The sequence below is a fragment of the Actinomadura rubrisoli genome (assembly GCF_004349215.1).
Lineage (GTDB): Bacteria > Actinomycetota > Actinomycetes > Streptosporangiales > Streptosporangiaceae > Spirillospora > Spirillospora rubrisoli.
This window is the reverse complement of record NZ_SMKU01000351.1, coordinates 1-9,747: the sequence shown is the minus strand read 5'-3', so window position 1 is coordinate 9,747 and position 9,747 is coordinate 1. Positions and strand designations below refer to the sequence as shown.

At 69.7% G+C, this 9,747-nt stretch carries 11 protein-coding genes and 1 tRNA gene; 3 read left to right on the top strand and 9 right to left on the bottom strand.

What is annotated here, in order from left to right:
* The first annotated feature begins 49 nt into the window (after positions 1-49).
* A tRNA-Thr gene (locus E1298_RS39020) sits at positions 50-125 on the top strand.
* 65 nt (positions 126-190) lie between these two features.
* Here E1298_RS39020 and E1298_RS39015 read toward each other — a convergent pair.
* The 3 genes from E1298_RS39015 to E1298_RS39005 all read right to left on the bottom strand — a co-directional run bounded on the left by E1298_RS39015 (position 191) and on the right by E1298_RS39005 (position 3,875).
* Positions 191-1,417, bottom strand: coding sequence for a site-specific integrase (locus tag E1298_RS39015; RefSeq protein ID WP_131902419.1), 1,227 nt, complete (start codon positions 1,415-1,417; stop codon positions 191-193).
* Positions 1,417-1,638: a helix-turn-helix domain-containing protein gene (locus E1298_RS39010; protein ID WP_131902418.1), complete on the bottom strand. Its 222-nt coding sequence runs from the start codon at positions 1,636-1,638 to the stop codon at positions 1,417-1,419. The genes E1298_RS39015 and E1298_RS39010 overlap by 1 nt, the downstream gene beginning before the upstream one ends.
* A gap of 263 nt (positions 1,639-1,901) precedes the next feature.
* Positions 1,902-3,875, bottom strand: a complete 1,974-nt coding sequence (locus E1298_RS39005) for a DUF3987 domain-containing protein (protein ID WP_131902417.1) — start codon at positions 3,873-3,875, stop codon at positions 1,902-1,904.
* Between the two features lie 384 nt (positions 3,876-4,259).
* On the opposite strand from E1298_RS39005, the gene E1298_RS39000 reads away from it, so the two are divergent.
* Entirely contained in the window at positions 4,260-4,850 is a 591-nt protein-coding gene (locus E1298_RS39000; RefSeq protein ID WP_131902416.1) for a hypothetical protein, read from the top strand.
* Positions 4,851-5,239: 389 nt separating this feature from the next.
* Positions 5,240-5,779: a DUF805 domain-containing protein gene (locus tag E1298_RS38995; protein WP_165975879.1), complete on the top strand. Its 540-nt coding sequence runs from the start codon at positions 5,240-5,242 to the stop codon at positions 5,777-5,779.
* A gap of 268 nt (positions 5,780-6,047) precedes the next feature.
* Here E1298_RS38995 and E1298_RS38990 read toward each other — a convergent pair whose 3' ends face one another.
* The 6 genes from E1298_RS38990 to E1298_RS38965 all read right to left on the bottom strand — a co-directional run.
* Entirely contained in the window at positions 6,048-6,389 is a 342-nt protein-coding gene (locus E1298_RS38990; protein WP_131902414.1) for a hypothetical protein, read from the bottom strand.
* 154 nt (positions 6,390-6,543) lie between these two features.
* On the bottom strand, positions 6,544-6,900 hold the full coding sequence (locus tag E1298_RS38985; protein WP_131902413.1) for a hypothetical protein: 357 nt from the start codon (positions 6,898-6,900) through the stop codon (positions 6,544-6,546).
* On the bottom strand, positions 6,897-7,133 hold the full coding sequence (locus E1298_RS38980) for a hypothetical protein (protein WP_131902412.1): 237 nt from the start codon (positions 7,131-7,133) through the stop codon (positions 6,897-6,899). The genes E1298_RS38985 and E1298_RS38980 overlap by 4 nt, the downstream gene beginning before the upstream one ends.
* Positions 7,126-7,431, bottom strand: coding sequence for a hypothetical protein (locus tag E1298_RS38975; protein WP_131902411.1), 306 nt, complete (start codon positions 7,429-7,431; stop codon positions 7,126-7,128). The genes E1298_RS38980 and E1298_RS38975 overlap by 8 nt, the downstream gene beginning before the upstream one ends.
* 152 nt (positions 7,432-7,583) lie before the next feature.
* Positions 7,584-8,144, bottom strand: a complete 561-nt coding sequence (locus E1298_RS51375) for a C40 family peptidase (RefSeq protein ID WP_165975878.1) — start codon at positions 8,142-8,144, stop codon at positions 7,584-7,586.
* A 101-nt stretch (positions 8,145-8,245) separates the two neighbouring features.
* A partial coding sequence (locus tag E1298_RS38965; RefSeq protein ID WP_131902409.1) for a DNA translocase FtsK occupies positions 8,246-9,747 on the bottom strand: 1,502 nt, incomplete at its 5' end.

The window sequence follows — 9,747 nt, the reverse complement described above, 5'->3', positions numbered from 1 at the left end:
GCACCCCCACAGACCCGGTAGACTGCTACCGCCATGCCTCACACGGCAGGCCGCCTTAGCTCAGTCGGCAGAGCGATTCACTCGTAATGAATAGGTCATCGGTTCGATTCCGATAGGCGGCTCCACGTCAAGGGCCCGTTCCGATCTTCGGAACGGGCCCTTGTTAACGAGTGAGCGACTAACTGAGCGACTAAGGCTCGCGCTCTTCTTCCGGAAACACCTCGTCCATCGCCTCCGCTCCACCCAGGAGGGCGGGCCGGATCTGGTGCCAGTACACGGTCTCGGTCACCTCGGTGCTCTTGTGTCCGGCAAGACGCGAGATCTCCTCGATGGGCACGCCCGCGTCCGACAGCACCGAGACGAAGCTGTGGCGCATCTCCCGCGGTGTCCAGTCGTCGGGGTCCAGATCGGTCTTCTTCAAGATCGCCCGGAAGGAGCGCAGCACGTTGTTGGCGTTGCGTTCGGTGCCCACGGCGGAGGCGAACACCAGGTCGTGCTCCTTCCAGGCCGTGCCCGCCTTCTCGTGCTGCCCGGCCTGGAGCTCGCGGTGGAACCGCAGCGCTTCTACGCACCTCTTGGGCAGGGCCAAGGTCCGCCGGGACTTCTTGGTCTTCGTCTTCCCGCCCTGTCGCACCGACCGCCAGACCCGGATGGACGGCGGCACCGGCGGCTCGGCGTCCGGGCGGCCCTCAAGGTCCACGTGAGCCCACGTCAGCGCCCGCAGTTCCTCGGTGCGGGCACCGACCAGAAGCGAGAGGACGATGTAGGCGTACATGGCCGTCCTCTCCGCCGCCTTGATGACCGCGGCTGCCTGGTCGATCGTCAGCGACTTGGATGGGCGTCCTTCCTTCCCCTGCGGCACCTCGCACAGCAGCACGACGTTCCGCTTGACCTTGTCCCGAGCCTGGGCCCGGTTGATCGCCCGCTTCAGGATCGACCGCAGCTGGCGGAGCGTGTCCGTGCTCAGCGACTTGGCCTTCTCCCCCAGCCACCGATCTACGTCATCGGCCGACAACTCGCGGAGCTTGCGCGCGCCCAGCTCCGGAACGATGTGGTTGTCCGCGAGGCTGCGGCACTTGACGACCGTGTCCTCGTCCCGGTTCACCAGGCCGTACTGCAGCCAATCCCGGACGGCGTCCGCGACCGTGTAGTTGTGCGGCGCGACGGCTAGCCCGTCCTCGTGATCGCGGATGTTCTCCTTGAGCTTGTTCTTGGCCTCGGTCTTCGTCTGTCCGCTGCCCTTGCGGGTGATGCGCTTGCCTGCCGGCGTGTAGCCGATCGTGATCGTCGCGATCCAGCGCCGGCGCTTCTCGTCCCAGTGCAGCCCGCCGTCCCCGCGGCTCCGACGTTTTCCCTTGTTCTTCTTCGGCTTGTCGTCGTCGGGCTCTTCGGGGCCGGCCGACGCGGTCGTGGCCATCAGGCCACCTCACCCTCGGCCTCGCGCTCCAGGAGCTGGGTGTACTCGGTGAGGGCGGCGGCGGGGACCAGGCGGGTGCGGCCGCGGGTGACGGTGCGGAGACGGCCGCTACGGATCTCCTCGTAGATGACGCTGCGGCTCAGGGACAGCAGGTCCATGGCTTCGACGACCCGGTAAAGCATCTTCTGCTGCTGCTGCGACTTGGGGTTGGCGGCGGTCATGATGGGCGGTGCCTCCTTCGTGGGGGTGCGGCCCGGTCGGATCCTCTTGGCGGTGGAGAGACCGGGTCGCTTGGCATCTGGTCGGACAGGTGGCCGTGGTTACGGTCGGTGAAGGGCAGCGGTGCCTGGGCGGGCTCTGCACGGCTGCACGCATGCACGGAATGCACAACAATTGATTTCTGTGCATTGTGTGCACGTGTGCAGGCGTGCAAGGCGCTCCTGAGCTCTGCCTTCCGGTGACGGTGTGTGAGTGCGCACGGAGGTCATGGTTTGACCTCCGGGGCAATGTCGGGGTGGACCTCGTAGACGACGGCAGGGGTGCGGCCGGCGCCATAGCCGCGCGGTGGTGTGGGCAGTCGGCGGATCCAGTTGTGGGCTTCCAGGACGCGCAGGCCGGGGTCGAGGTCGGCGACCTTGCGGAAGCGGGGCCGCAGGGCCTGGATCGCGTCGCGGGCGGTGAACCGGTGCGTGCCGGTGCGGGCGATCCAGTCGCGCAGGGCGCGGGCGTCGGCCAGGTCGGGGTCGGCGCCGATCAGGTCGTAGGCGGCTTGGGCGTGGGCGAGGAAGTAATCGCCGATCTGGCGGGCGGCGGTGAAGGTGGCTTCGGTGATCGGCTGGGTCCAGGTGCCGTGGTGGTGCTGGGCGATGTGGAGCAGTCCGGCGATGCGGACGACAGCGCCGGGATATTTGCCGCCCCAGTCGTGCATGTGGGCCAGGTCGTTGCCGGGCCGGTAGCGGGGTTCGGTGTCACGGAGCAGCGTTTTGACCGCGGTGTTCGCGGCCTTGTCGAAGGTCAGGGTGACCGGATCGGGCAGGGCGTGCAGCCGGGTGATAAGGCTGGTGAGGGTGGCGCCGTAGGCCTGGGCGAGGTGGTCCGGCACGAGTTCGGGATCGTGGTCGCGGTAGCCCAGCAGTGAGGCGGGGACGGCGTACAGGATCCGGCCGAGCAGGCCCTGCCCGCGGAACTCCGGTGTGGCGGCCAGCCCGGTGAGCACGTCCGGTTGGGTGCAAACCCCGAGGGTGACGTGCGCGGAGTCGATGGTCTCCGACGCACGGCCGACGCGGTCGATGCGCATCCCTTCGCCAGCGTGCCCGTGTTTGAGGACGGCGAAGTTGGGGGCGCCGCTGTAGCGGCCAGCGGCGATGGAGAACACCTCGCCTTCCGGGGACAGCACCGCCATGCGGCCGCCCTGCTGGGCCAGCAGGGAGGTGAGGACCTCGGGGGTGGCGTCGTCGGAGAACAGCCGCGGTTCGGCCGGGACGCGGAGCTCCTGCAGCTTCTGCGCGGCGATCTTGGCGTCGTCCATGTGCTGCTGGCGGACGATGCCGTCGATGGCGTTGATCGCGGCCTTCTCGGCCTTGTCCAGGTCCGCCTCGGCCACGCGGCGCTGCAGCGCGACGTCGTCGATGTGCGGCTGAGCCTGCTCGCGCAGCGCGGTCTCGGCCGTGCGGATCGGGGCGGTCATCACCTTGAACACCTCGGACTTGCGGTTGCCGGGGCCGAGCGCGATGACGATGAAGAGGTTGGTCGGCTCGCTCCATCCGCGGGGGCTGACCCAGACCTTGCCGCCGGCGGCGACCGCGAGCACCGCCAGCGCCAGGCACCCGGCCAGGTCGGCCGGGGTCTGGGTCTGCTCGGCCAGCCGGGCGGCGTACTCGCCGAGCCAGTCCGGCAGCTCCCACAGCGGGAAGGTCGGCAGTGTCCGGGCGACCTCCAGCGCGGTGGGCGGGGCCCAGCCGCGGGCGTCGGTGGCGGTGATCTGCTGGACGGCGGCGGCCACGGCGCCGCGCAGGTCGGCGGTGTCGCCGTCGGCGGCCTGGTGGCCGAGTTGGCTGAGGCGGATCCCGGTGGTGGCCACGTCGCGCGCGTAGGCCAGGTCGGCGAGCCTGTGGGCATAGAAGACGGCCTGGGTGGAGGACACCGTTCCCTCGATCAGGGTGTGCAGGTAAGGCCCGCCGCCGACCTTGTCGAGCTGGCGAGCTCCGAGTTCGGCGGCGACCGCGGTCGGCTCACACGGGTCACCGCGGTCGGCCAGCGCGCAGATCGCCTGCCAGATCACCTGATGGGCGGGCCGGTAGAACTCGGTGCCGTCCAGCAACTCGCGGACCTCGGCGACGGCACGTAGGGAGAGCATCATCGCCCCCAGCACCTGCTGCTCAGCGCCGATGTCATGGGGCAGAGGGCGGGAGAAGTCGGCGTTGTCATCCGGGTCGGCGACCACCGTGAGGTTGGCCATGCGAGTTCCCCCTTGAGTTCCGGCAGGCGGTGAATGTTCAGCGGGTAGGTGCGGGTGCTCGCGAGGCACCGGTCGAGCTGACGCGAACGGCGGCTGGCTCTGCTGGAGGCGGCCCTTGCCGCCGTGGTGACTGGCGTGGGCGTCTCCGTTCGTCTGCGTTCCGGCTGATCCATGTGCGGCTGCCGAACGCCCGGGGCGTCCAGCGGCGTCCGTACAGTGACCGACCGGACCCCTTAACGTCTCGTCCGCCCGTGCTCGCCAGTTGTGAGCCGCGTCACAGCTGTGCGAGGGGGCGTGGAGCGACGCGGAAGGCGGGACTCAAGCCGGACCGGTTGCCTACGGTCGGGCTTCGTGAGTGATGACATGCGAGGGTCTGGCCGACCCTTGAAACTGCTGGACGATGAACTCCGCGAGCGGCTGGTCGAGGCGATCGGCTACGGCACGACGATCGAGGACGCGGCCGTCGCGGCGGGGATCAGCCCCCGGACGTACTACCGGTGGATGCGCCGCGGCGAGACGGCAGCCCAGGCCGTGGTCAACGGCGAGGAACCGGAGCCTGCCGATGAACCGTTTTGGCAGTTTTGGCAGTCGGCCATGCGCGCGCACGCGCGTGGCGGTGTGATCAACGCGGCGCTGCTCCGCAAGATCGCCGAGGGCGGGTACGCGGTGAAGACCCGCACCCGCCGCTACCGCGATCCGGCCACCGGCCAGGTGGTCGAGGAGACCGAGACCGAGCTCGCGCCGCCGAACCTGCGCGCGGTGATCTTCTACCTGGAGCGTCGGCATCCCCAGACCTGGGGCCGTAACGCGTCCACGTTCTGGGGCCTGGACGGCGGCACACGAGAACAGTACGAAGCCGAACAGGCAGGCATGGGGGACGCCGGGCTCCACGAGCTGGCCCAGCGTGTGCACGAGAGCCTTGCCTACCTCGCGGACAACCCGGAAGTGGAGTCGGCACCAGAGGCCGGGCGTTGACGCCGGCGATGGGCTGCAGGGGGTAACGGGCCCCACCGGCTCCCCCGTAGTTACGAGCTCCTGGGGATGGGACGTGGGCGGATGCCGCACATGGGGCAGCGGCGGGAGGCGCCGCCTTGGCGTTTGATGGCGCGTTCGCGGTGGGGTCCGCCGGGCCACAGGCGCGCCAGCCGCCACTGGATCCCGGCGTTCGCGACGACCTGCAGCAGCCGGGCGCCGGTGCCGGTCTCATGCTGGGCGAGGCGGCCAGGCAGGTCACGGGTCCAGCCGACGTAATGCTGGGCGTGTTTAAGGTCGGCCCCTCGCAAACAACGCCTTCCGGCGGAGGGGTCCCGGCACGCAGAGCTTATAGTGCCCAGCAAATTCGGCACCTCGAGGGGAGCAGGTCGATGGTGGGATTCTTCTCAGCGATCACGCGGGCCTTCAAGCAATACTGGTCATTCCGGGGCCGCGCCTCTCGCAGTGAGTTCTGGTTCTTTGTTCTCTTCGCCGACCTCTGTTTCCTTCTGGTGGTGCTCGGGGCGATGTTGCCGGCATCCGACGTCGTTGCGGTCGTCGGGTCGGTGGGGATATTTGCCACCCTGGCCGTATTCCTTCCACTGGAGTCGGTCCTCGTCCGGCGGCTGCACGACAGCGGCCTCAGCGGCGCATGGTGGTGGCTCGAAATCGTGCCTTTCGTCGGGCCGCTGGTCCTTATCGTCTTGCTGTGCCGCCCCAGTTACCCGGGGATCAACCGGTACGGGCCCCATCCATCCGCGACCGAAGAGCAGCTCGCCCGGCAGTTGTTCGAGCAACGCAACAAGGGCGGCGAGCGCGTGAACACCATTGCCGACATCGCCGTCAAACTCGGCGTGAGCCGTGCGACGGTATTCCGCTGCCTTGACCCGGAGCAGCAACGCCAGGCGCGGGAAGCCCGAGCCAAGGATTGAGCCCGAGCCGCAGCGCGAGCAACGCGCAGTGCGGCGCCGGCGACCGCGTTGCCGACGATGGCCTGGCCGCCGGCGACGGCCCGGACGGCGTGCAACGGCAGCAACGTAACCCAGCCATCGGTGCCTGGCAGTGTCGGCACAGCGGGAACGGGTCGGGGGAGTAGCCGGCCAGCAGGGGTCAGCGCGGTGTCGCAGCCCAGCATGACCAGTCCTTGGTCGCAGGCAAGGCATACCTGGCGGGACGGCGCTCTCGACATCTTGGTGTGGGTCATCCTGCGTCCTCGGGCAGGATAATCTGCCCTCCGGAGGTGAGGACGAATTCGTGACCGTTGCCGCAGGTCCACAGGTCGCCGAGGGCGTCGGGGGCCAGTGCGGCCCAGGACGTGTCCTCGGTGAGGCAGTACGGACCGTCCTCGACCGGCCAGCGGGTGAGGGGAATGGGCCAGTCGTGGCGGCAGGCGCGGCAGTGCCAGGCGTTCACTTCGGCGCCGTCCCGGTAGGTGGCGGGCCCGATCCACACCACGTCGGTGGGGCGCTGGCAGAGGGGGCAGTCGGGCGGGGTGACCATCGGCCATTGCTCGACGGGTGGAAAGTCGTGCGGGTTGGACATGACGGCGCCTTCCTGGAGCCGGGGGCGAGATAGGGAGCCCCCGCCGGGCAGCTGGCAGGGGCTTCAGGGGCTGGTGGGACGTGGCGGGCATAAGAAGACCCGGACCGGCATGTGGCTGGTCCGGGTTCTGGCGCAGGTCAGGCCCGTTCGCTGGTCAGGTGCCCGGGGCGGTGGCGCGGTTGCGGAGGTCGGCGAGGTGGACGCGCACGCCTTCGTAGAGGGTTGCGGCCTGCTGATAGGCGGTCAGGGCGCGCCGGACCCGGTTGCTGTTGGTGGCCTTGTGCTCGGCGTCGGTCAGGACGAATTCGATCGGTGCGGCGTCCGGGCGGCCGGTGGCGCTGCGCAGTCCGGCAGCGGCGTGGCGGAGCCCGGCGACGGCGCACCACTGGTCGACCTTCGCGGCCTTCCACTCCTCCTCCAAGGCGGCCATGGTCGCCGGGTCCACCAGGCCGTGCAGGGCGTGGTCGTCGGGAATGAGTGGTTCGTCGAGGTCGAAGCGCATGCCGCTCATCGGCGGGGCGTCCCGTCAGGCCAGTGGCACTCCAGCAGCACTTCCTCGTGGTGGGCACAGTGCCCGAACGACGCGCCCGGCTTCGACCTCGCGCCGCATAGGTGATCGGTCTGCCCGAAGTACTGCACTCCCACGTCCCAGGAGCACAGGCCCCGGTCGAAGTAGTCCTTTTCCTCGTCGGTCCACCGGTCGGGGTCGGTGGACGGGGTGACGATGCGGGTCCGGTCACCCACGCCGCACCCATGCTTCGTGGGCACGCCGCAGGTCAGCGAAGAACGCTTCCCGGTTGGCGCGATCGCGTTCCACACCGATCTTGTGGAACGCGTAGGTGTGGAACGGGCGGGCGAGCAATTCATAGGCCAGACGGTTGTACAGCTCGTGTCGAAGCGAAGTGTTGTCCCAGCCTCCATCGGTGGCATTGGCGTTGAGTGGCGGGTTCTGGCTGAGCAGCCGCGCGATCAGGCGGCGGTCGACCTTGAACGGCACCACAGAAGACAGCGCGGACAGGGCTTCGTCGACTGGGGTCGGCATGACTTCCTTCTTTCGTAGGGTCGGTTCTGGTGTTCCGTGAGGCGGCCACCACGGGTGGCGGTGGCCGCCAGGACGCAGCACCAGACCAGGGGTGAGGCACGGTGTGCCAGTGGCTGGTATCGGTTGGTGGCGCGCATCTGGCCGCTGGCTGGTCATTGGAGTCGGCGGATGGTCCATCGCTGGTCATTGCGGGGTGCCAGGGGTGAGATTTTGACGACGTCGCCGGTTTGGGGTGCCTGCACCATCCGGCCGTCGCCGACGTAGATGCCGATGTGGGTGATGCCTTGGCCGTGGTCGAAACCGATCAGGTCCCCGGGCCGCATCGCCGACCGGGACACGGGTTTGCCGCGCCGGACCTGGTCGGCGGCGACGCGCGGCAGGATGATCCGGCCGCGAGATGCCTGGTAGACGGCGTATTGCACCAGGCCCGAGCAGTCGAACCCGACCGTTTCGCGGCCGTCGTATCCGCCGGGTGAGCAGCAGATCCCGCGGCTTTTGCCGCGGGTGCCGCCGCCGCCCCAGGAGTAGGGGACGCCGCGCTGGGTCTTGGCCTCGGCGACGATGCGCCGGCCGAGGTCTGCACCGGCCGCGGCGTGGGGGCGGGTGCCTTTGGTGTCGGCTCCGTTGGCGTCGTCGCGGGCGATGGTGCTGATGTAGTAGGCCAGCGAGCCGACCAGGGCGATGCGGACGAACCGGCCTGCGGCCTGGGCCACCGGGGTACCTCCTGAGCAGATTGGGGGGCGTGTATTCGCGCAGCGCGAGACCGGGGGCGCGCGTGTTGCTGTGCGCGCCCTCGGTCGGGTGTCGCCCCGGGTTAGGGGATCTCGTAGTGGTCTGCGGGTTTGACCAGGTAGCCGAACCGGGTGAGGTGGCTCAGCAGCTCATCGACCTGGCGCTCGGGCAGACCGGTGCGGGTCTGGATCTGGCCGGTGGTCGCCGGTCCCGCCCGGACCACTCGCATGACCTGTTCGTGGGATGCGGTCAGCGGGTCGGTGGCGGTCTGCGGGGTGGCCGGGTACTGGGATGTGGCGTGTTCGACGACCTGGATGATCTGGTCGCTGGTGATGAGTGCGCCTTGCAGGCGGATGTGCTGGCCGGCGCCGGCCGGTGCCAGCAGGGCATCCCCGGCGCCCAGCAGCTTTTCGGCGCCCGGCTGGTCGAGGATGACGCGGCTGTCGGTCAGTGAGGAGACCGCGAACGCCAGCCGGGACGGGACGTTGGCCTTGATCAGTCCGGTGACCACGTCCACGCTGGGCCGCTGGGTGGCCAGCACCAGGTGGATGCCGGCGGCGCGGGCGAGCTGGGTGATGCGCACGACCGAGTCCTCCACGTCGCGCGGCGCGATCATCATCAGGTCGGCCAGCTCGTCAACGATGACCAGCATGTACGGGTACGGGGTGTACATGCGGTCGCTCCCGGGCGGCGCGGACAGCCTGCCGGTCTTGACCGCCTGGTTGAAGTCGTCGATGTGCCGGTATCCGGATGCGGCCAGGTCGTCGTAGCGGCGGTCCATCTCGCCGACGACCCACGTCAGGGCCTCGGCGGCCTTCTTCGGGTCGGTGATGATCGGTGTGAGCAGGTGCGGGATGCCGGTGTAGGCGGCCAGTTCGACCCGTTTGGGGTCGATGAGCACCATGCGGACCTGCGCGGGGGCGGCGCGGACCAGGACCGAGGCGATGATGGCGTTGAGCGCGGTGGATTTGCCCGCGCCGGTGGCGCCCGCGATCAGGATGTGCGGCATCTTGGCCAGGTTGACCACCACCGGGCGGCCCTCGACGTCCTCACCCAACCCGACGATCAGCGGATGGTGCTCGCCGGTGGCGGCCGGTGAGCGCAGCACATCGGCCAGGCGCACGGGTCGCCGGTCGGGGTTGGGCACCTCCAGCCCGACCAGGCCAGGTTGTCCGGGCATGGGGGCGATGAGCCGCACCCGGTCGCGCCCGAGCGCGACGCCGAGGTTCTCCACCAGGGCGCGGACCTTGGAGATCTTGACGCCGTTGCCCAGTGCGAGGCTGTAGCGGATCACCTGCGGGCCTGCCGTCGCCCCCACCACGGTGGCGTGCACACCGTGCCGGCGCAGCTCATCGGCGATCACCCGGGCAGCGGCGTCATCACCGACCTCGCCATCGGCAGGCCCAGCGGCGGGCCCGGCGGGCCCAGCGGCGGGGCTGCCAGCGGGCTCCGGCAGGGCCGTATCGAGGTCGACGGTGGTACTCGCCTGCTGGATGGGCGGCGCGGCCGGACCGGGTGCTGGTTCGGGCGCCTGGTCCTGCTCGCCGATGCGGTCGCCGGCGGGGTGGGTGGTGTGGTGGGCGG